Annotated in this window: 23 protein-coding genes; 21 read left to right on the forward strand and 2 right to left on the reverse strand. The window is 71.8% G+C overall.

Going from position 1 to position 21,279, the window contains the following annotated elements; all coding sequences use genetic code 11:
- Window positions 1-79: 79 nt before the first annotated feature.
- Window positions 80-325, reverse strand: coding sequence for a hypothetical protein (locus tag OO62_RS39925; protein ID WP_164993221.1), 246 nt, complete (start codon window positions 323-325; stop codon window positions 80-82).
- Here OO62_RS39925 and OO62_RS09960 point away from each other — a divergent pair.
- From OO62_RS09960 to ffh, 4 genes are all read left to right on the forward strand, one after another.
- Window positions 228-1,568, forward strand: coding sequence for an ammonium transporter (locus tag OO62_RS09960; RefSeq protein ID WP_033266903.1), 1,341 nt, complete (start codon window positions 228-230; stop codon window positions 1,566-1,568). The two genes, OO62_RS39925 and OO62_RS09960, sit on opposite strands and share 98 nt — an antisense overlap.
- Window positions 1,565-1,903, forward strand: coding sequence for a P-II family nitrogen regulator (locus OO62_RS09965; RefSeq protein ID WP_033266904.1), 339 nt, complete (start codon window positions 1,565-1,567; stop codon window positions 1,901-1,903). Before OO62_RS09960 ends, OO62_RS09965 begins: the two co-directional genes overlap by 4 nt.
- Window positions 1,904-2,068: 165 nt before the next feature.
- On the forward strand, window positions 2,069-4,558 hold the full coding sequence (locus tag OO62_RS09970; protein ID WP_033266905.1) for a [protein-PII] uridylyltransferase: 2,490 nt from the start codon (window positions 2,069-2,071) through the stop codon (window positions 4,556-4,558).
- A 131-nt stretch (window positions 4,559-4,689) separates the two neighbouring features.
- A complete protein-coding gene (gene ffh, locus OO62_RS09975; RefSeq protein WP_033266906.1) occupies window positions 4,690-6,234 on the forward strand; it encodes a signal recognition particle protein in 1,545 nt (514 codons plus the stop codon).
- A gap of 75 nt (window positions 6,235-6,309) precedes the next feature.
- Here the strand turns inward: ffh and OO62_RS09980 are convergent, their stop codons facing one another.
- Entirely contained in the window at window positions 6,310-7,164 is an 855-nt protein-coding gene (locus OO62_RS09980; protein ID WP_033266907.1) for a methyltransferase domain-containing protein, read from the reverse strand.
- 543 nt (window positions 7,165-7,707) lie between these two features.
- Between OO62_RS09980 and OO62_RS09985 the strand changes: the two genes are divergently transcribed.
- The 17 genes from OO62_RS09985 to OO62_RS10065 all read left to right on the forward strand — a co-directional run bounded on the left by OO62_RS09985 (window position 7,708) and on the right by OO62_RS10065 (window position 21,234).
- Window positions 7,708-8,298, forward strand: a complete 591-nt coding sequence (locus OO62_RS09985) for a hypothetical protein (RefSeq protein WP_033266908.1) — start codon at window positions 7,708-7,710, stop codon at window positions 8,296-8,298.
- Between the two features lie 155 nt (window positions 8,299-8,453).
- Window positions 8,454-8,894, forward strand: a complete 441-nt coding sequence (rpsP, locus tag OO62_RS09990; protein WP_033266909.1) for a 30S ribosomal protein S16 — start codon at window positions 8,454-8,456, stop codon at window positions 8,892-8,894.
- Between the two features lie 2 nt (window positions 8,895-8,896).
- Window positions 8,897-9,136 carry an RNA-binding protein gene (locus tag OO62_RS09995; protein ID WP_033266910.1) on the forward strand — a complete coding sequence of 80 codons (240 nt, stop codon included), beginning with the start codon at window positions 8,897-8,899 and terminating at the stop codon, window positions 9,134-9,136.
- Between the two features lie 84 nt (window positions 9,137-9,220).
- Window positions 9,221-9,766, forward strand: coding sequence for a ribosome maturation factor RimM (rimM, locus tag OO62_RS10000; RefSeq protein WP_033266911.1), 546 nt, complete (start codon window positions 9,221-9,223; stop codon window positions 9,764-9,766).
- Window positions 9,766-10,575: a tRNA (guanosine(37)-N1)-methyltransferase TrmD gene (trmD, locus tag OO62_RS10005; RefSeq protein WP_033266912.1), complete on the forward strand. Its 810-nt coding sequence runs from the start codon at window positions 9,766-9,768 to the stop codon at window positions 10,573-10,575. Before rimM ends, trmD begins: the two co-directional genes overlap by 1 nt.
- Before the next feature lie 134 nt (window positions 10,576-10,709).
- Complete coding sequence (rplS, locus tag OO62_RS10010) at window positions 10,710-11,057, forward strand: 50S ribosomal protein L19 (protein ID WP_033266913.1); 348 nt, start codon at window positions 10,710-10,712, stop codon at window positions 11,055-11,057.
- Window positions 11,058-11,153: 96 nt separating this feature from the next.
- Window positions 11,154-11,903: a signal peptidase I gene (gene lepB, locus OO62_RS10015; RefSeq protein ID WP_033266914.1), complete on the forward strand. Its 750-nt coding sequence runs from the start codon at window positions 11,154-11,156 to the stop codon at window positions 11,901-11,903.
- Window positions 11,896-13,008 carry a signal peptidase I gene (gene lepB / locus OO62_RS10020; protein WP_033266915.1) on the forward strand — a complete coding sequence of 371 codons (1,113 nt, stop codon included), beginning with the start codon at window positions 11,896-11,898 and terminating at the stop codon, window positions 13,006-13,008. The genes lepB (OO62_RS10015) and lepB (OO62_RS10020) overlap by 8 nt, the downstream gene beginning before the upstream one ends.
- A complete protein-coding gene (lepB, locus tag OO62_RS10025; protein WP_078617097.1) occupies window positions 12,950-13,930 on the forward strand; it encodes a signal peptidase I in 981 nt (326 codons plus the stop codon). Before lepB (OO62_RS10020) ends, lepB (OO62_RS10025) begins: the two co-directional genes overlap by 59 nt.
- Window positions 13,931-13,980: 50 nt before the next feature.
- Entirely contained in the window at window positions 13,981-14,709 is a 729-nt protein-coding gene (lepB, locus tag OO62_RS10030) for a signal peptidase I (protein WP_033266917.1), read from the forward strand.
- Complete coding sequence (locus OO62_RS10035; protein ID WP_077193564.1) at window positions 14,702-15,226, forward strand: NUDIX hydrolase; 525 nt, start codon at window positions 14,702-14,704, stop codon at window positions 15,224-15,226. The genes lepB (OO62_RS10030) and OO62_RS10035 overlap by 8 nt, the downstream gene beginning before the upstream one ends.
- Before the next feature lie 37 nt (window positions 15,227-15,263).
- On the forward strand, window positions 15,264-15,572 hold the full coding sequence (locus OO62_RS10040; protein WP_003980220.1) for a DUF2469 domain-containing protein: 309 nt from the start codon (window positions 15,264-15,266) through the stop codon (window positions 15,570-15,572).
- A gap of 557 nt (window positions 15,573-16,129) precedes the next feature.
- Window positions 16,130-16,471, forward strand: a complete 342-nt coding sequence (locus OO62_RS10045) for a YraN family protein (protein ID WP_033266962.1) — start codon at window positions 16,130-16,132, stop codon at window positions 16,469-16,471.
- Window positions 16,471-18,150 carry a YifB family Mg chelatase-like AAA ATPase gene (locus OO62_RS10050; RefSeq protein ID WP_033266919.1) on the forward strand — a complete coding sequence of 560 codons (1,680 nt, stop codon included), beginning with the start codon at window positions 16,471-16,473 and terminating at the stop codon, window positions 18,148-18,150. Before OO62_RS10045 ends, OO62_RS10050 begins: the two co-directional genes overlap by 1 nt.
- A 3-nt stretch (window positions 18,151-18,153) precedes the next feature.
- Window positions 18,154-19,368, forward strand: a complete 1,215-nt coding sequence (gene dprA / locus OO62_RS10055; protein ID WP_078617089.1) for a DNA-processing protein DprA — start codon at window positions 18,154-18,156, stop codon at window positions 19,366-19,368.
- Window positions 19,369-19,729: 361 nt separating this feature from the next.
- On the forward strand, window positions 19,730-20,566 hold the full coding sequence (gene whiG, locus OO62_RS10060; protein ID WP_033266920.1) for an RNA polymerase sigma factor WhiG: 837 nt from the start codon (window positions 19,730-19,732) through the stop codon (window positions 20,564-20,566).
- Window positions 20,567-20,691: 125 nt separating this feature from the next.
- A complete protein-coding gene (locus OO62_RS10065) occupies window positions 20,692-21,234 on the forward strand; it encodes a TetR/AcrR family transcriptional regulator (RefSeq protein ID WP_033266964.1) in 543 nt (180 codons plus the stop codon).
- Window positions 21,235-21,279 lie beyond the last annotated feature (45 nt).

A 21,279-nucleotide genomic window follows, 5' to 3' on the forward strand; every position in this document is an offset into this window, starting at 1 on the left:
GCGCCCGCGCAGGTGGCCCGCCACCCGGGGCGGCAGGTTTCGCTGGGTTGAACGGGTGAATCGGCGCTGATCACGGAGTTCATCGGGGCGTAACACAGAAGCCGCCTTCGTCACTGCGGTGAAACACCGGCAAGGTTTGGCCGAAACCACGCTGCGACAACCTCATCGCGAAGTCGGCCCACCAGAAACACGCCCGCACGGGCCGCATCGACGACGAGGAGACGCCGATGCCCCCAGGCATCCTGACGCTTGCCGCAGACAAGGTGACATTGAGCCCGGCGAACACCGGGTTCATGCTGATCTGCTCCGCACTGGTGATGGTCATGACACCCGGACTTGCCTTCTTCTACGGCGGCATGGTGCGGGTCAAGAGCGTGCTCAACATGCTGATGATGAGCTTCATCAGCCTGGGCATCGTGACCCTGCTCTGGGTCCTGTACGGCTTCGGACTCGCCTTCGGCACCGACAAGGGCCACTTCATCGGCTGGGACGGACACTTCGCCGGCCTCAGCGGCATCGGGCTGACCCAGCTGTGGGGATCCACCACCATCCCGATCTATGTCTTCGCAGTCTTCCAGCTGATGTTCGCGATCATCACGCCCGCGCTGATCAGCGGTGCGCTCGCGGACCGCGTCAAGTTCACCGCCTGGGCGCTGTTCATCGCCCTGTGGGTCACCCTCGTCTACTTCCCGGTCGCCCACTGGGTGTGGGCCGACGGCGGCTGGCTGTTCAACCTGGGCGTCATCGACTTCGCCGGTGGTACGGCGGTGCACATCAACGCCGGTGCCGCGGCGCTCGGCGTGATCCTGGTCGTCGGCAAGCGCATCGGCTTCAAGAAGGACCCGATGCGGCCGCACAGCCTGCCCCTGGTGATGCTCGGCGCCGGTCTGCTGTGGTTCGGCTGGTTCGGCTTCAACGCCGGCTCCTGGCTCGGCAACGACGACGGCGTGGGCGCGGTCGCCTTCGTCAACACCCAGGTGGCCACCGCCGCCGCGATGCTCGGCTGGCTGGCCTACGAGAAGCTGCGGCACGGTTCGTTCACCACGCTCGGCGCGGCCTCCGGCGCGGTCGCCGGACTCGTCGCGATCACCCCGGCCTGCGGCGCGGTCAGCCCGCTGGGCGCCATCGCGGTCGGTGTCATCGCCGGTGTGCTGTGCGCGATGGCCGTCAACCTCAAGTACAAGCTCGGCTACGACGACTCCCTCGACGTCATCGGCGTCCACCTCGTCGGCGGTGTCGCCGGCTCGCTGCTGATCGGGCTGTTCGCCACCGGCGGGGTGCAGAGCAAGGCCAAGGGCCTGTTCTACGGCGGCGGCTTCGAACAGCTCGGCAAGCAGGCCGTCGGCGTGGTCTGCGTGCTCGTGTACTCGCTGGTGGTCTCGTATGTCCTTGCCAAGGTCATCGACCTGGTGATGGGCTTCCGGGTCAGCGAGGACGAAGAGGTCTCCGGCATCGACCAGGCCGCGCACGCGGAGACCGCCTACGACTTCACCGGCGCGGGTGGCGGCAGCGCGGCCCGCAAGGGACCGGCACTCGGCGAGGCCCTGACGAAGAAGGTGGACGCGTGAAGCTCATCACGGCAGTAATCAAGCCGCACCGGCTGGACGAGGTGAAGGACGCCCTGCAGGCGTTCGGGGTGCACGGCCTGACCGTCACCGAGGCCAGCGGCTACGGCCGGCAGCGCGGCCACACGGAGGTGTACCGCGGCGCCGAGTACACCGTCGACCTGGTGCCGAAGATCCGGATCGAGGTGCTGGTCGAGGACGCGGACGCCGAGGAGCTGATGGACATCGTCGTCAAGGCGGCCCGCACCGGGAAGATCGGCGACGGGAAGGTCTGGAGCCTCCCCGTCGAGGACGCCGTACGGGTGCGGACCGGCGAGCGGGGGCCGGACGCGCTGTAACCGGAACGGTCCGGCCCGGCGCCCGGCGGCACGCGCCGCCGGGCCCGGGACGGGCCCCGGGGCGACGGAAAGCTCCCGAAGGTCCGGTCGGGCCGGACGGGGCACGGGGGTGTACGGGGCCGGGCGAAGTGAGCTCGGGGGACCACACGACCAAGGAGCGCGCGAGTGACCGAGAGCGTCGAGCACACGGCAGGACCGGCCGCAGCGCCGCGCCCCGGGAGCGAGCCCGCCCCGGGCGGCTACCCCGCGGCCCGGCTGCGGCTCCTCCAGGACAAGGCCCCCACCGGCCCCGACCGCCGCGCCGCCCTCGCCCGGCTGACCGACGACTGGCTGGCCGGGCTCCTCGACCGGCACGCCACCGCCCCCGGCCTGTCCGCCACCGCCCTGGTCGCCGTCGGCGGCTACGGCCGCGGCGAACTCTCCCCGCGCAGCGACCTCGACCTGCTCCTGCTGCACGACGGACGCGCCGACCCCCGCGCCCTCGCCGCGCTCGCCGACCACCTCTGGTACCCCGTGTGGGACCTCGGCCTGGCCCTCGACCACTCCGTACGCACCCCCGCCGAGGCCCGCAAGGCCGCCCGCGAGGACCTCAAGGTGCAGCTGGGCCTGCTCGACGCTCGCCACCTGGCCGGCGACCCGGAGCTCAGCGCCGCGCTGCGCACCGCGGCGTACGCCGACTGGCGCGAAAGCGCCCCCAAGCGGCTGCCGGAGCTGCACGCCCTGTGCCAGGAGCGCGCCGAGCGGCAGGGCGAACTGCAGTACCTCCTCGAACCGGACCTCAAGGAGGCCAGGGGCGGGCTGCGGGACGCCACCGCGCTGCGCGCGGTCGCCGCCTCCTGGCTCGCCGACGCCCCGCGCGGCGGACTCGAAGCCGCGCGCACCCTCCTGCTCGACACCCGCGACGCGCTGCACCTGGCCACCGGGCGGGCCACCGACCGGCTCTCCCTTCAGGAGCAGGACCAGGTCGCCGAGGCCCTCGGCATCCTGGACGCGGACGCCCTGCTGCGCCAGACCTACGAAGCCGCCCGCACCATCTCCTATGCCGCCGACGTCACCTGGCGCGAGGTCGGCCGGGTGCTGCGCGCCCGCTCCGTCAAGCCCGTGCTGCGCGGGCTGCTGACCGGCCGGTCCGCGGGCAAGGGGGAGCGCTCGCCGCTCGCCGAGGGTGTGGTGGAACTCGACGGCGAGGCGGTACTGGCCCGCACCGCGCGGCCCGAGCGGGACCCCGTGCTGGTGCTGCGCGCCGCGGCCGCCGCCGCGCAGGCCGGGTTGCCCCTGGCCACCCACGCCATCCGCCGCTGCGCCACCGCGACCGCCGGCCACCCGCTGCCCGTGCCCTGGCCCGCCGAGGCCCGCGAGCAGCTGATCACCCTGCTGGGCGCGGGCCCGTACACGGTGCCCGTGTGGGAGGCCCTGGAGGCCGAGGGGATCATCACCCGGCTGCTGCCCGACTGGGAGCGGGTCCGCTGCCGCCCGCAGCGCAACCCCGTCCACACCTGGACGGTCGACCGCCACCTCGTCGAGACCGCCGTACGCGCCTCGACGCTGACCCGCCGGGTGCACCGCCCCGACCTGCTGCTGGTCGCCGCCCTGCTGCACGACATCGGCAAGGGCTGGCCCGGGGACCACTCGGTGGCCGGCGAGACCATCGCGAAGGACCTGACCGCCCGGCTCGGCTTCGACGCCCGCGACACGGCGGTGATCGCCACCCTCGTACGGCACCACCTGCTGCTCGTCGAGACCGCCACCCGGCGCGATCTGGACGACCCGGAGACCGTCGGCGCGGTCGCCGACGCGGTCGGCTCCACCGGCACCCTGGAACTGCTGCACGCCCTGACCGAGGCCGACGCGCTGGCCACCGGGCCCGCGGCCTGGAGCGCCTGGCGCGGCGGGCTCGTCGCCGACCTGGTCAAACGGGTCGCCGCGCGGCTCGCGGGCGAACCCGAGCCGGAAGGGCCGGACGCGGACGGGCCGACCGCGGAGCAGGAGCGGCTGGCGATCGAGGCCGGGCGCACCGGCGGCCCTGTCGTGGCCCTGCACACCCACGCCGAGCCCACCGAGGAGAGCGCGGACCGGCCGCCCGCCCAGCAGCCGGTCGGCGTCGAGCTGCTGATCGCCGTCCCCGACCAGCCCGGCGTGCTGCCCGCCGCGGCCGGGGTGCTCGCCCTGCACCGCCTGACCGTGCGCGCCGCCGACCTGCGCTTCCTCGACCCCATAAGCGATGGCCCGGTCCTGCTGCTGAGCTGGCGGGTGGCCGCCGAGTACGGCTCGCTGCCGGAGGCCGACCGGCTCCGCGTCGACCTGGTCCGCGCGCTGGAGGGCGCGCTCGACGTCCCGGGCCGGCTCGCCGAGCGCGAACGCGCCTACGCCCGCCGCTCGCGCGCCGTGCCCGCCCCGCCGCCCCGGGTCACCGTGGCCGGCGGCAGCTCGCGCACCGCGACCGTCATCGAGGTCCGCGCCCAGGACGCGCACGGCCTGCTGCACCGCATCGGCCGGGCTCTGGAGGGCGCCGGCGTCATCGTCCGCAGCGCGCACATCAGCACCCTGGGAGCCAATGCGGTGGACGCCTTCTACGTGACGGGGGAGGACGGGGCGCCGCTGCCGGACGCGACCGCCCACGAGGTCGCGTCGGCGGTGGAGGCCGCGCTCCGTTAGCCGGCCGGCACCGGCGGCGGGTACCGGACCCGCCGGGCCCCGTCCACAGGTCCGGGCCGGTTCGCTTGCCCGGCCGGATACCCTAGAACGCGACTGCACCCTGCCCCCGACCCCGAGGATCGACGACCGCCGTGTTCGATACGCTTTCCGACCGCTTGGCGAGTACTTTCAAAAACCTCCGGGGCAAGGGCCGCCTGAGCGAGGCGGACATCGACGCCACGGCGCGCGAGATCCGCATCGCGCTGCTCGAAGCAGACGTCGCCCTCCCCGTGGTCCGGGCCTTCATCAAGCAGGTCAAGGAGCGCGCCACCGGCGCCGAGGTCTCCCAGGCGCTGAACCCCGCCCAGCAGGTCATCAAGATCGTCAACGAGGAGCTCATCGGCATCCTCGGCGGCGAGACCCGGCGCCTGCGCTTCGCCAAGCAGCCGCCGACCGTGATCATGCTCGCGGGTCTCCAGGGCGCCGGTAAGACCACCCTCGCCGGAAAGCTCGGCCGCTGGCTCAAGAGCCAGGGCCACGCCCCGCTGCTGGTCGCCTGCGACCTCCAGCGCCCGAACGCCGTCAACCAGCTCCAGGTCGTCTCCGAGCGCGCCGGCGTCGCCTTCTACGGGCCCCAGCCGGGCAACGGCGTCGGCGACCCGGTGCAGGTGGCCAAGGACTCGATCGAGCACGCGCGCACCAAGCAGCACGACGTCGTCATCGTCGACACCGCCGGCCGCCTCGGCATCGACGCCGAGATGATGCAGCAGGCCGCGGACATCCGCGACGCGGTCAGCCCCGACGAGGTCCTCTTCGTCGTCGACGCGATGATCGGCCAGGACGCGGTCAACACCGCCGAGGCGTTCCGCGACGGCGTCGGCTTCGACGGGGTCGTCCTGTCCAAGCTGGACGGCGACGCCCGAGGCGGTGCCGCGCTCTCCGTGGCGCACGTCACCGGCAAGCAGATCATGTTCGCCTCCAACGGCGAGAAGCTGGACGACTTCGACGCGTTCCACCCGGACCGCATGGCGTCCCGCATCCTCGGCATGGGCGACATGCTCAGCCTGATCGAGAAGGCCGAGCAGACCTTCAGCCAGGCCGAGGCCGAGAAGATGGCGGCCAAGCTGGCGAAGGGCCCCAAGGAGTTCACGCTCGACGACTTCCTGGCCCAGATGGAGCAGGTCCGCAAGATGGGCTCCATCTCCAAGCTGCTCGGCATGCTGCCCGGCATGGGCCAGATGAAGGAGCAGATCAACAACCTCGACGAGCGCGAGGTGGACCGCACCGCCGCCATCATCAAGTCGATGACCCCGGCCGAGCGTGCCGAACCGACGATCATCAACGGCTCGCGGCGGGCCCGTATCGCCAAGGGTTCCGGCGTCGACGTCAGCATGGTCAAGAGCCTCGTCGAGCGGTTCTTCGAGGCCCGCAAGATGATGTCGAAGATGGCCCAGGGCGGCATGCCCGGCATGCCCGGGATGCCCGGCATGGGCGGCGGTCCTCGCAAGAAGAAGCAGGTCAAGCAGGCCAAGGGCAAGCGCAAGAGCGGCAACCCGATGAAGCGCAAGGCCGACGAGGAGGCCGCGGCCGCCCGCCGCGAGGCCGCCCAGGCCGGCAACCCGCTGGGCCTGCCGCAGGGCGACCAGGCCCCGCAGAACTTCGAACTCCCCGAGGAGTTCAAGAAGTTCATGGGCTGATCCGCCACGCGGAACAGGAATTCCCGGACCCCCGGCCACACCCTCCGTGGCCGGGGGTCCGCGTACGTGCGCCGGCTACCGCGTCCGCGCGATCAGATAGCGGAAGACATTCGCCATCCAGACCGTCCCGTCCGCCTGCTGGTACGGATGCAGCGCCTCGGCCAGCTCCTTCTCCACCTGCCGCTGCTCGGCCGCCTCCAGCGCCGCGTCGAACAGCCCCGTCGACAGCAGGCCGCGCACCGCGCTCGCCATGTCGGCGTACCCGAACGGGCAGGACACCCGCCCCGACCCGTCCGGCCGCAGCCCGGCCCGCTCCGCCAGTTCCTCCAGGTCGTCCCGGTCGCTGAGCCGCCACCCGGAGAAGCCCATCGAAGGCTCGGCCAGCCGCCGCGCCACCTGGAGCACCCCGGCCGTCGCGCACCGCTCCACCGGGCCCCAGCCGCCCAGCACCACCGCGCTGCCGCGCTCCGCGAGCCCCACCGCCGTGGCCAGCGACACCGTCAGCCCCTCGACACTGCTCACACAGCCCACCGGGTGGAAGGCCGTGATCACGTTGAAGGCCGCCTCCCCGGACGCCGCGGCCTCCAGCCCGCCGCTGACCACCCGGGTGTGCTCCGGCATCCCGTCCGGCGTGAGCCGCTCGCGCGCCAGCTCCAGCCGGGATTCGTCGGCATCGACGCCACTGACCTGCGCCCCGCGCGCCGCGGCGAGCAGCAGCGCCAGGCCGGAGCCGCAGCCGAGCCCCAGCAGCCGGGTGCCGGGCCCGACCCCCAGCCGGTCGTACGCGGCCTCGTACAGCGGTACCAGCATCCGCTCCTGGATCTCGGCCCAGTCACGGGTGCGGGCCCGCGACCCGGGCGGCGCGGGCGGACGGTCGCAGTGCATGGGTCCGGAGTTCGGAAGCTGGTGCCGCACGAGCGTGGGTGACATCGATAGCGCCCCTATTCGCCGAAAACCGAAGCTGTGCCGTACCGGTCGCCCCCGTTGTTCGCGCCGTGTGCGCCCCCGAATCCAGACAACTGCGCATCCGTCCGGGCGTCCAGAGGGTGCGCCGGGGTTGTCTCCCGCGCGCCCCCGTATGCGCCGGGCCCGCTCCCTGGAGCGCCGTTCCAGGGTGCCCCGGCCGGTGCGGTTCCGCCACGCCAACGCACGCCCTCCGGCCACTCCGCGCGCCCCCGGCCCCGCCTTCGTCGACCCCGTCCGACGGGCCTACGGTGGAGACGGGCCGGTGCCGGCGGGCACAGCTTTCCGCCGTACCATCGCCGCGGTGATCGTCGGAGCGGCATACGACCGGCTACGCCATGCGGCGTACGCGGGGATACGTACCGGCTTGCGGGCACATGAGCGTCTTCTGCGCAAATCGACGCACCAGGCCCTCGGCACGGCCCATGACCAGAAACTGACTGGTACGTGCAAATTATTTGGGATGGCCCGGAATCGGAACACTGGGCGACCCCGGCTCGTTGTCACGACGTGAGCACGACACCGCCTGTTCTCGCCGCCGAGCTGGCGCTCGCCTGGGCCGATATTCAACGGCACCACCCCGAGCTGCCGGATCTGGCCGCGCCCGAGTCCCTGATCGGAGAGTCCTCGTCCGCCTGTGGCGCCGAGCTCTCCTTCGAACGGCTGCTCCACGAGGCAGTCCACGGCATCGCCGCCGCCCGCGGCGTCCGCGACACCTCCAGGGCTGGCCGCTACCACAACCGCAGGTTCCTGACGATCGCCGAGGAGCTGGGCCTGGACCACGCCGACGAGCCGCACCCCAGCAGCGGCTTCTCGCTGGTCACGCTCAACCCCGAAGCCAGGAGGCGCTACCGGCCCACCATCGAGCGGCTCGCCAGAGCCCTCAAGGCGCACACCGCCGCGACCGCCACGGACACCGCCCGCAGCTTCCGGGGCCCGGCCGCCCGGCACGGCTCCTCCGGAGGCGGCGTTCGCGTCAAGGCCGTCTGCGACTGCGGCCGCAACGTCCGCGTCGTACCGTCCGTCCTCGCCCAGGCGCCGATCGTCTGCGGCGGCTGCGGCAAGCCCTTCCGGATCCCCGAGGTGGCCGCGGTCGGCTGACCCGGGGGCGTGTGGCACAATGGCTAGCTGTACTCGACAGTCGCACAGGACCCCTCTCTCCTCCGGCTGACGCGTCCATCGGGCACCCGAGTACCGCAACCCCACGTGGCATCTCGTTGTGCCCAACCACGTCAAGACCAGGAGACACCACTCCCGTGGCAGTCAAGATCAAGCTGAAGCGTCTGGGCAAGATCCGTGCGCCTCACTACCGCATCGTCGTCGCCGACTCCCGTACCCGCCGTGACGGCCGGGCCATCGAGGAGATCGGCCTGTACCACCCGGTGCAGAACCCCTCGCGCATCGAGGTTGACTCCGAGCGTGCCCAGTACTGGCTGAGCGTCGGCGCGCAGCCGACCGAGCCCGTCATGGCCATCCTCAAGGTCACCGGTGACTGGCAGAAGTTCAAGGGTCTGCCCGCCCCGGCGCCCATGAAGGTCGCCGAGCCGAAGGCCGACAAGCGCGCCCTCTTCGAGGCTGCCGCCAAGGCTTCCGGTGACGAGCCGAAGGGTGAGGCCATCACCCCGAAGGCGAAGAAGGCCGACAAGAAGGCGGACGAGGCTGCGGCCGAGTCCACCTCTGAGTCGACCGAGGCCTGAGCATGCTCGAGGAAGCCCTCGAGCACCTCGTCAAGGGCATCGTCGACAACCCCGATGACGTGCAGGTAGCCTCGCGCACCCTGCGCCGCGGGCGGGTGCTGGAGGTCCGGGTCCACCCCGACGACCTCGGCAAGGTGATCGGCCGCAACGGCCGCACCGCCCGCGCGCTGCGGACCGTCGTCGGCGCCATCGGTGGCCGTGGCATCCGCGTCGACCTCGTCGACGTGGACCAGGTCCACTGACAAGTTGAACACCGGCTCGGGCCGGGGAGGGCTTTCGAGCCGTCCCCGGCCCGTTGCCGTGGACCGCACAGAAGGAATTGCGCAGTGCAGCTGGTAGTTGCCCGAATCGGTCGCGCCCACGGCATCAAGGGCGAGGTCACCGTAGAGGTCCGCACCGACGAGCCCGAGCTGCGGCTCGCTCCGGGAGCCGTCCTCGCCACCGAACCGTCCTCCGTCGGTCCGCTGACCATCACGACCGGCCGGGTGCACAGCGGCAGGCTGCTGCTGCGCTTCGAGGGCGTCGGCGACCGCACGGCCGCCGAGGCGCTGCGCAACACCCTGCTGATCGCGGAGGTCGACCCCGAGGAGGTCCCCGAGGACCCCGAGGAGTTCTACGACCACCAGTTGATCGACCTCGACGTCGTCACCCGCGACGGCACCGCCGTCGGCCGGATCCGCGAGGTCTCCCACCTGCCGTACCAGGACCTGCTGATCGTCGAGCGGCCCGACGGCAGCGAGGTGATGATCCCGTTCGTCGCCGAGATCGTCCCGGAGATCGACCTGGAGGAGCAGCGGGCGGTCATTGATCCGCCGCCCGGCCTCCTCGACGAGAGCCAGGCCGAGGTCGCCTCCAGCCGCGAGGACAGCTGATGCGGCTCGACATCGTCACGATCTTCCCCGAGTACCTCGAACCGCTGAACGTCTCCCTCGTCGGCAAGGCCCGGGCCCGCGGACAGCTCGACGTACGCATCCACGACCTGCGGCAATGGGCCCACGACAAGCACAACACCGTCGACGACACCCCCTACGGCGGCGGCCCCGGCATGGTCATGAAGCCCGAGCCCTGGGGCGAGGCGCTCGATGCGGTGCTGGCGTCCGGCGAGGGTGAACCGGTCGTCGTGGTCCCCACTCCCAGCGGTGAGCCGTTCACCCAGCAGCTCGCCGTGGAACTCTCCGCCAAGCCCTGGCTGGTGTTCACCCCGGCCCGCTACGAAGGCATCGACCGCCGTGTCATCGAGGAGTACGGCGACCGCCTCGACGTCCGAGAGGTCTCCATCGGCGACTACGTCCTGGCCGGCGGCGAGGCCCCGGTACTGGTCATGGTCGAGGCCGTGGCCCGGCTGCTGCCCGGCGTCCTCGGTAACGCCGCCTCCCACCAGGACGACTCCTTCGCCCCCGGCGCGATGGCCGACCTCCTGGAAGGCCCCGTCTACACCAAGCCCCCGGAGTGGCGCGGCCGTACGATCCCGGAGGTGCTGGTCAGCGGCCACCACGGCAAGATCGCCCGCTGGCGCCGCGACGAGGCGTTCCGCCGCACCGACCGCAACCGGCCCGATCTGATCGAGCGCGCCGACCCCGCCGCCTTCGACAAACACGACCGCGCGATCCTCGCGGCACTGGGCTGGTCACCGCGCGAGGACGGCCGATTTGGGCGTACGAGCGAGGCCGTGGAAGAATAGGCCGCTGTTGTCTGCGTCCGGCGCGCGCCCCTGCCACAGGGGGAACGACGTCCGCCCGACGAGACGGCATCCGAACATCCTCTTTTCGATATCCCGTTGATGACCTGTGGCATCAACGAAGAAAGCAGTGGGTCATGCACCTTCTCGACTCCGTCGACGCCGCGTCGCTGCGCAGCGACATCCCGGCCTTCCGCCCGGGTGACACCATCAACGTCCACGTCCGCGTCATCGAGGGCAACCGCTCCCGTGTGCAGCAGTTCAAGGGCGTTGTCATCCGCCGCCAGGGCGCCGGTGTGCGCGAGACCTTCACGGTCCGCAAGGTCAGCTTCTCCGTCGGCGTCGAGCGCACCTTCCCCGTGCACACCCCGATCGTCGAGAAGATCGAGCTCGTGACCCGCGGTGACGTCCGTCGCGCCAAGCTGTACTACCTGCGCGAGCTGCGCGGCAAGGCTGCCAAGATCAAGGAGAAGCGCGAGCGCTGAGCCGAGCGGTTCCCGGGCCCGATTTTTTGCGCCCGGGCAACGCAAAGCCCCTCTCGCGTCCGGTGTCCGGACTTGGCCGGATAGGCTCTGGGCCCGATGGACACCGACGTACAACTCACGGAGCGCGATCCCTCTCCCGCCCCCGACCAGGGGCCGGAGCAGGGGTCGCGCTTCGCGCGTTTCACCGCCCGTCCGGCCGGGCTGCGCCACCGGCCGGTCACCCTGCTCGCGCTGTGCCTGGCCTTCGTGCTGCTGCTCAGCGCATTCGTCGCGCAGCCCTTTCTGATCCCCAGCTCCTCCATGGAGAACACCCTGCAGATCGGGGACCGGGTGCTGGTCAACAAGCTGGCGTACCGTTTCGGCACCGAGCCGGCGCGGGGCGACGTGGTGGTGTTCGACGGCACCGGGTCTTTCGTTCACAGGGAGCAGGGGGAGAATCCCGTCACTGGGCTGCTGCGTGCGACCGGCGCGGCGCTGGGCCTGGCCCGGCCCGCCGAGACCGACTACGTCAAGCGCGTGATCGGCATCGGCGGCGACCATGTGACCTGCTGCGACCAACGGGGGCGGATCGAAGTGAACGGTGAGGCCGTGCGCGAGGGCTATCTCCATCCCGGGGACGCGCCGTCCTCGGTGACGTTCGACATCGTGGTGCCCGAGGGGAAGCTGTGGGTCATGGGCGATCACCGTGCCCGGTCCAGCGACTCCCGCGACCACCTCGGCGACCCGGGCGGCGGCACGGTCCCCGTCGACAAGGTCATCGGCCGCGCGGACCTGATCACCTGGCCAGTCAGCCGCTGGCGCACGCTGTCCGCCCCGATACCCGCCGCGGCAGGCTCCCGTGGGTAGCCGCGGGCGCCCCCGCCACGGGCGGCAGGGCGAGGACGGGCCGGAGCGCGACGGACAGGGCGCGTACGGCGACGGCGCGGGCGCGTACGACGGTGCGCCGGCGCCCGGAGACGCCCGCGAGCCCGACGGCCGCGGCGGCGGAACGACGCCCCGCCGGCCCCCGACCGGCGGACGGGCCGAGCGGCGGCGCCAGGCCAAGCGCATCAAGCGCCGCAGGCAGCGCTCCTACATCAAGGAAATCCCCATCCTTGTCGGTGTGGCGCTGGCCATCGCCCTGGTGCTGAAGACCTTCCTGGTCCAGGCGTTCGTCATCCCGTCCGGCTCCATGGAGCAGACGATCAGGATCGGCGACCGGGTGCTGGTCGACAAGCTCACCCCGTGGTTCGGCTCCAAGCCCGAACGCGGCGATGTCGTCGTCTTCAAGGACCCCGGGGGCTGGCTCAAGGGCGAACAGCAGCAGCCCACCGGGGACGGCGGCGCCTTCCAGCCCGTCAAGGACGCCATGACCTTCATCGGGCTGCTGCCGTCGGCCGACGAGCAGGACCTGATCAAGCGCGTGGTGGCGGTCGGCGGCGACACCGTCAAGTGCTGCGACAAGCAGGGCCGGGTCACCGTCAACGGCAACCCGCTGACCGAACCGTATGTCCACCCGGGCAACCCGCCCTCCACGCTGAAGTTCACCGTGAACGTCCCCACCGGGCGGATCTTCGTGATGGGTGACCACCGTTCGGACTCCGCGGATTCGCGCTTCCACCTGGACGAGCCGTACCGTGGCACGGTCTCGGAGGACAGTGTCGTGGGCCGCGCCGTGGTGATCGCCTGGCCGTTCAGCCACTGGCGGCGCCTCGAAGAGCCCGACACATTTGCGACCGTCCACGACGCGCCGGGAGCCAAGGCGTCGGCGGCGGGTGTGCCGCATAGGCTGTCACCCGAGAGTTTGACCGTACTCCCGACCCCTGCGGAACTCCCGCTCGTTATGGGAGTGGTGGGCCTGCACCGGTTGACGGGTGGGCGAGTCCGTGGAGTGAGGAGCAGATGTGGGGGACTTGGCGGTCGGCGCGCGGTCCGGAACCGAAGAGCCCGAAGAGCCGGCAGGGCGCGGTGAGACCCCGCAGCCGGTGGTGAGTTCCGTGCATCGGTCACGATCAGAGTCACAGACGGAGCCGCCGGGCTCGGTGCCGTTGGACAAGCCCGGCACTTCCGGCACGTCCGACACGTTGGGCACAGCACCGGGCGAGGAGGCGGGCGGCAGGATGAAGAAGGCCAAGAAGCCGCGTGCCTTCTGGAAAGAGCTGCCGATCCTCATCGGTATCGCCCTGCTCCTCGCGTTGCTGATCAAGACGTTCCTGGTGCAGGCGTTCTCCATCCCCTCCGACTCGATGCAGGACACCCTGCAGCGCGGGGACCGGGTGCTGGTCGACAAGCTGACGCCTTGGTTCGGCTCCAAGCCCCAACGCGGCGAGGTCGTCGTCTTCCACGACCCGGGCGGCTGGCTGAACGAAACCCCCACCCCTGAGCCGAACCCGGTCCAGAAGGTCCTCAGCTTCATCGGCCTGATGCCCTCGGCCGAGGAGAAGGACCTGATCAAGCGGGTCATCGCGGTCGGCGGCGACACCGTCGAGTGCCACGGCAGCGGGCCGGTCAAGGTCAACGGCAAGGCGCTCAAGGAGGGCTCGTACGTCTTCCCCGGCGCCACCCCGTGCGGTGACCGTGCCTTCGGCCCGATCCACGTCCCCAAGGGGCGGATCTGGGTGATGGGCGACCACCGTGACGACTCCCTCGACTCCCGTTACCACCAGAACCTCAAGGGCAACGGCACGGTCTCGGAGAACGAGGTCGTCGGCCGGGCGTTCACCATCGCCTGGCCCATCAACCGCTGGGCGACCCTGCCGGTACCGGACACTTTCGACCAGCCCGGGATCAACAAGGCAATGGCGGCGGCTCCGGCCGCCCTCGGGCTGGCCGGCGCGCTGCCGATCGTGATGTGGCGCCGCCGGAGGCTGACCGCGGGGCGTAACCCCAGGTAAGGTGCCGTCCCGGATCTTCGACGCGGCCGGTCCGCGGGGTGGGAGCTGGGATGAGCAGCAGTACGGAACGCAGGACCGACGGCCGCGGCCGGACGACGGGCAGTGTGCTGTCCGGTCTGGCCGTGGCCCTCGGCTGTGCGCTGTTCCTGGGCGGCTTCGTATGGGCGGCGCTGATCTACCGGCCCTATACGGTGCCGACGGATTCGATGTCACCGACGATCGCGCCCGGCGCCCGGGTCATCGCCGAGAAGGTGGACGGCTCCGAGATACGCCGCGGCGACGTCGTCGTCTTCAAGGACTCCGTGTGGGGCGCCCTGCCGATGGTCAAGCGCGTCGTCGGCGTCGGCGGCGACAAGGTCTCCTGCTGCACCAAGCGCGGCCTGCTGACGGTCAACGGAACCCCCATCGAGGAACCGTATCTGCAGGGCAACGGCCCCGCCTCGCCCATCGGCTTCAAGGCCAAGGTCCCGGCCGGCCAGCTCTTCCTGCTCGGTGACCACCGCAGCGACTCCCTCGACTCCCGGGTCCACCTCACCGACGGCGACCACGGGTCGGTCTCCCGCCGCGCCGTCCAGGCCCGCGTCGACGCCCGCGCCTGGCCGCTGGGAAGCGTCGGCGTGATGCAGCGCCCGGCCGCCTTCTCCGCCCTCCCCGGCGGCACCTCCCGGCCCGGCCCGATCCAGCCGATCACTCTCGCCGTCGTCGCCGGCGCGGTCCTCATCCTCGGCGGAGCGGCCTACGGGCCCCTCGCCCGGCGCAAGACACGCCCGCGTGACTGAGCAGCCGGAGGGCGCCCGCACCCCACCGGAGCCGACAGCCGTCCGCCAGGTGTCCCGCGTCGTGCTGCTCGATCCGGACGACCGGATCCTGCTGCTCCACGGATACGAACCGGCCCGCCCGGGCGAGACCTGGTGGTTCACGCCCGGTGGCGGCCTGGAAGGCGACGAGACTCGCGAAGAGGCCGCCCGCCGGGAACTGGCCGAGGAGACCGGTATCACCGACGTCGTCCTGGGTCCCGTCCTGTGGAAGCGCCACTGTGCCTTCCCCTTCGACGGGCGGCGCTGGGAGCAGGACGAGTGGTACTACCTGGCCCGGACCGACCGGACGGCCACCGACACCGCCGGCCACACCGACCTGGAACGACGCAGCGTTTCGGGACTGAGGTGGTGGACTTCGGAGGAACTGTCGGCGTCCCATGAGACGGTGTATCCGACCAGACTCGCCGAGCTGCTGCGCACGCTGCTCGACGACGGGCCCCCCAGTGCGCCGGTGCACCTGGAGACCGAGAGTGTCTGACGCACAATAGGGGGACGCACGCTGAAGGGGATCTGCCATGAGCGCCGAGGACCTCGAAAAGTACGAGACCGAGATGGAGCTGAAGCTCTACCGGGAGTACCGCGACGTCGTCGGACTGTTCAAATATGTGATCGAGACCGAGCGTCGCTTCTACCTGACCAACGACTACGAGATGCAGGTGCACTCGGTACAGGGTGAAGTCTTCTTCGAGGTGTCGATGGCCGACGCCTGGGTCTGGGACATGTACCGCCCGGCCCGTTTCGTCAAGCAGGTGCGCGTCCTCACGTTCAAGGACGTCAACATCGAAGAGCTGAACAAGAGCGATCTGGACCTGCCGGGGAGCTGATCCGGCGGCGAATCGACGAACGGCGGGCCGCGCGACGGCCGGGCACGCGAGACGCCCGGCGCGCGCGGCCCGCCGCTGTCTGCCGGAGCGGGGAACGCCGGACCGGTGCGCGTGCCCGGCATGCGGGGCGCGACGGCTGAAGGGTGTGCCTGGGGGCCGGCCGGGCGTGGTGTCACCCGCTCGGGTGAGCAAGTTATCCACATTCCGACGGTTGTCCACCAAGATCCAACAGCTTCGCGCGGCGGCGTCACAGTCGGTGGCGGAGGTGGTACCGCATGAACACCACGCAGGCCGGCCACAAGGCCGCACACGACACCCGGACGCCCGCCCGGACCCCCGCACAGACCCGCGACCCGGCGACCGGTGCGGACACCGGCACGCAGCCCACGGACCGGGCGCCGGGAAGGCGCCGCAGCAGGCCACGTAAGGGCTTACGGGCCGCCGAAGGCAGGCCACCGGGCACGCCGCCCACGCCGGCCCCACCCGCACCGGTCCGGCCCTCTCCTGCGACCACCCGGCCGCCCGGCACCGAACCCGCTGACGTCCGGCGGCGCGCACTGGGCCGCTACGGCGAGGACCTGGCCGCCCGGCGGCTCATCGAAGCCGGAATGCGCATCCTGGACCGCAACTGGCGCTGCCGCGAGGGCGAGATCGACATCGTCGCGGCCGACGGCGACGCCGTGGTCGTCTGCGAGGTCAAAACCCGCCGCGCCGGCCGCTACGAACACCCCATGGCGGCCGTCCGCCCCCAGAAGACCGCCCGCCTGCGACTGCTGGCCGAGCGCTGGCTGGAACGGCACGGCGGCCCACCACCGGGCGGCGTACGCATCGACGTCATCGGCATCCTGCTCCCGGCCCGCGGCGCCCCGGTCGTCCAGCACGCACGGGGGGTGGCCTGATGGGATTCGCCCGGACGTGCTCCGTCGCCCTGGTCGGCGTCGAAGGGGTCGTCGTCGAGGTCCAGGCCGACCTGGAGCCCGGCGTCGCCGCCTTCACCCTCGTCGGACTCCCCGACAAGAGCCTGATCGAATCCCGGGACCGGGTCCGCGCCGCCGTGGTGAACTCCGGCGCCGAATGGCCCCAGAAGAAGCTCACCGTCGGCCTCAGCCCGGCCTCCGTCCCCAAGAGCGGCAGCGGATTCGACCTCGCCGTGGCCTGCGCCGTCCTCGGCGCCGCCGAACGCCTCGACCCCCGCGAACTCACCGATCTGATGATGATCGGCGAACTCGGCCTCGACGGTCGCGTCCGCCCCGTCCGCGGCGTGCTGCCCGCCGTGCTCGCCGCCGCGGATGCCGGATACCGCCAGGTCGTCGTGCCGGAACGGACCGTCGCCGAGGCATCGCTCGTCCCCGGCATCTCCGTCCTCGGTGTCCGCAGCCTGCGGCAGCTGATCGCCGTCCTCGCCGACGAACCCGTACCCGAAGAAGAAGATCCACTGGAAGAGGGCCGCCCCGACCCGCTGCTGGCCGGCCTGCTCGTCCCCGGTACCGGCGTCAGCGCCGGCCTGCCACGCGGCGAGCACGCCCCCGACCTCGCCGACGTCGCAGGCCAGGAAACCGCCCGCCGAGCCCTCGAAGTCGCTGCCGCCGGACGCCACCACATCTTCCTGAAAGGCCCGCCCGGCGCCGGCAAGACGATGCTCGCCGAACGCCTCCCGGGCCTGCTGCCACCCCTGACCCCCAAGGAATCCCTGGAGGTCACCGCCGTCCACTCGGTCGCCGGAACCCTCCCCCCAGGACAACCGCTGGTCCACCGCCCGCCCTACTGCGCCCCGCACCACTCCGCGACCATGGCGTCCCTCGTCGGCGGCGGCAGCGGAATGCCCCGCCCCGGAGCCGTCTCCCTCGCCCACCACGGCGTGCTCTTCATGGACGAGGCCGCCGAGTGCAGCCCGAGTGTCCTGGACGCACTGCGCCAGCCGCTGGAATCCGGCCACGTCGTCGTCGCCCGCGCCGCCGGCATGCTGCGGATGCCCGCCCGCTTCCTCCTCGCCCTCGCCGCCAACCCGTGCCCCTGCGGACGTCACGGCACCACCGGCGGAGGCTGCGAATGCCGGCCGTCCTCCATCCGCCGCTATCGCTCCCGGCTGTCCGGCCCGCTGATGGACCGCGTGGACCTACGGATCTCCGTGGAACCCGTCGCCCGCTCCGAACTGGTCGCCTTCGGCCGCAGCGCCGAATCCACTGCGACCGTCGCCGCACGCGTACAGGCCGCCCGCGAACGCGCCGAGGCCCGCCTCGCCGGCACCCCCTGGCACACCAACAGCGAAGTACCCGGCCACGAACTCCGAACCCGATGGCAGGTGCAGCCCGGCGCCCTCGCCCAAGCGGAACGCGACCTCGAATGCGGCCTCCTGACCGCCCGCGGCCTCGACCGCGTCCTGCGCGTCGCCTGGACCGCCGCCGACCTCGCCGGCCGCGACCGCCCCACTGCAGAAGACGTCAACTGGGCCCTGGAACTGCGCACCGGCGTACGACGTGGAGCGCTCACCACAGCGGGCGCGGGCGGCGCCAGCGCAGACCTCGGCGCACACCACCGCGAGACCGCCACCACGCGGCCGCCCGGCAAGCAGGGATGAGCCATGACCGGAATCGACGCCTGGGGCTTCGCCACCGGCGCCCCGCCCGCCCCACCAGCACCCTGCCAGCCCTACGAACCACAGCGCACCGCTCGCGCCGCGCTCACCCGGATCCTCGAACCGGGCGACGAGACCGCCGGCCGCTGGCTCCGCGAAATGGGCCCGGTAGCCCTGTGGCACGCACTCGCCGACGACGACGCCGTCCCGCCGACGGGCGCGAGCCGGACCAAGATCGCGGGCCTGAGACTACGGGCCGCCCGGGCCCGCCCCGCCGAGGACCTCGCCGAGGTCGCCGCCCTCGGCGGCCGCTTCCTCTGCCCCGGCGACGACGAATGGCCCAGCCAGCTCGACGACCTCGGTGATGCCCGCCCCATCGGCCTCTGGGTGCGCGGGAAGGCCAACCTCAGGCTGTGGGCGCTGCGGTCCGTCTCCGTCGTCGGGGCCCGGGCCTGCACCGAATACGGCGCCCACCTCGCCGCCACCCTCAGCGCCGGACTCGCCGACCGCGGCTGGACCGTCGCCTCCGGAGCCGCCTACGGCATCGACGGCGCGGCCCACCGAGGCACCCTCGCCGCGGACGGCGCCACCATCGCCGTACTCGCCTGCGGCGTCGACTACGCCTACCCGCGAGGCCACACCGAACTGATCGGCAGAATCGCCGAACAAGGCTTACTGGTAGCCGAGTTGGCGCCCGGTGACCACCCCACCCGCAGCCGCTTCGTCCAACGCAACCGCGTGATCGCCGCACTCACCAGAGGCACCGTCGTCGTGGAGGCCGAACTCCGCAGCGGCTCACTGGTCACCGCCCGGCGCGCACTCGCCCTCGGCCGCTACACGATGGGCATGCCGGGCCCCGTCACCAGCGGCCTGTCCGCCGGCGTCCACCAACTCCTGCGCGGCGAGGCCGCGGTGGTCACCGACGCCGACGAAGTCATCGAACTCGTCGGCAGCATCGGCGACCTCGCCCCCGAACACCGCGGACCGACCCTGGTCCGCGACCTCCTCGACCCCGTCGCAACCCGCGTGCTGGAGGCGCTGCCGGCCCGCGGTGGCACGGACAGCGCACGCCTGGCGCGCGAAGCCGGCACGCCCCGCGACCTCACCCACGCCAAGCTCCTGGAGCTGCAGTCCCTCGGATTCGTTCAAAGGTACGGCGACCACTGGGAGTTGGCGCGACGCGCCGAGAGCACCGACGGTTCCCGGCGAGGCGGTCCTTGACCTGGGGCGAACGGGTGAAAGGGTGAGGGGAATGACCGCAGAATCCAGGTTTGCCGTACTTCGCCGCACCCGTCCGCCCCATGGGCGGACCGCGATGTGGCGCAACGGGCGCACGGGCGCCAGCCCGCCGTGCCACCGCGTGCGTCCGCACGGCCCTCCGAACGCCTGCACCCGGCACCGCATGCGGATGTCGACACGCCGTACGAGGTAACCCTGAGGTGCGGGCAGCGGAACGTATCTGCGCACCCCCGAACTCGCTCTCCTCGCGCACCGCAACACTCCGGTCACGCTACGCTCACAGGCAATTCAACCCTCATGCATCCACCCACCCACGTCTCGGCAGAACGGCTCAAGGCGACGAATGCCCCAGCACACCTCCGGGTCTGACCGCGCGGCAGTACCACCCGCCGCGCGCGGCAGCGTGCGCCCCGCCGCGCCCAGCTCCCTCGACGAGCTGTGGCGCTCCTACAAGGCATCGGGCGACGGCAGGCTGCGGGAACAACTGATCCTGCACTACTCGCCACTGGTCAAATACGTCGCCGGCCGCGTCAGCGTCGGCCTGCCGCCCAACGTGGAGCAGGCCGACTTCGTCTCCTCCGGAGTCTTCGGACTGATCGACGCCATCGAGAAGTTCGACCCCGAACGCTCCATCAAATTCGAGACCTACGCCATCACCCGCATCCGCGGCGCGATGATCGACGAACTGCGCGCACTGGACTGGATCCCACGCTCCGTACGCCAGAAAGCCCGCGCCGTCGAGCGTGCCTACGCCACCCTTGAGGCCCAGCTGCGCCGGACCCCCACGGAGGCGGAGGTCGCCGCGGAAATGGGCATCGCGCTGGAGGAGCTCCACGGAGTGTTCAGCCAGCTGTCCCTGGCGAACGTGGTGGCGCTGGAAGAGCTGCTGCACGTCGGCGGCGAGGGTGGTGAACGGCTGAGCCTGATGGACACCCTCGAGGACACGGCCGCCGAGAACCCCGTCGAGATCGCCGAGGACCGCGAACTGAGACGGCTCCTCGCACGGGCCATCAACACCCTCCCCGACCGGGAGAAGACCGTGGTCACCCTCTACTACTACGAGGGCCTCACACTCGCCGAGATCGGCAATGTCCTCGGCGTCACGGAGAGCAGGGTCAGCCAGATCCACACCAAATCCGTGCTCCAGCTCCGGGCGAAACTCGCCGACGTCGGCCGCTGAGACACGGCCGGCCGGCCGCGTCCGCGCACACCGTGTCGCCATGCGGAGTGCCGCGGCCGGGGCGCCATCCGTAGAGTGGGGGCGTGCCCAGGATTCGAGCGGCCTCTGTGGCCGAGCACCGGACCATGCAGCGCGGCGCCCTGTTGGACGCCGCTCGCACCCTGCTGTCCGAAGGCGGAACGGAAGCGCTGACCTTCCCCGCCCTCGCCGAGCGGACGGGACTCGCGCGCTCCTCCGTGTACGAGTACTTCCGCTCGCGAGCGGCCGTCGTCGAAGAGCTGTGCGCCGTCGACTTCCCGGTATGGGCCGCCGAGGTCGCGGCGGCGATGGAACGCGTCGAGCGTCCCGAGGAGAAGATCGAGGCGTATGTCCGCCGGCAGCTGGCACTGGTCGGCGACCGGCGCCACCGTGCCGTCGTCGCCATCTCGGCCGGTGAGCTGGACGCGGGCGCACGCGAAAAGATCCGCGCGGCGCACGGCGGGCTCATCGCCATGATCGTCGAGGCGCTCGCCGCCCTCGGCCACGAACAGCCCCGGCTCGCGGCCATGCTTCTCCAGGGCGTCGTCGACGCCGCGGTCCGCCGCATCGAACTCGGCGCCGCGGAAGACCCGACCGACATCACCGAGGCAGCGGTCACCATGGCCCTTCGTGGCGTGACCCACCCGTAGCCTCGGGACCTTTTCCTCGGGGGCCCCTCCCCCCCGCCCCACCCC

The sequence above is a fragment of the Streptomyces lydicus genome (assembly GCF_000717345.1).
Taxonomy (GTDB): Bacteria; Actinomycetota; Actinomycetes; order Streptomycetales; family Streptomycetaceae; genus Streptomyces; species Streptomyces lydicus.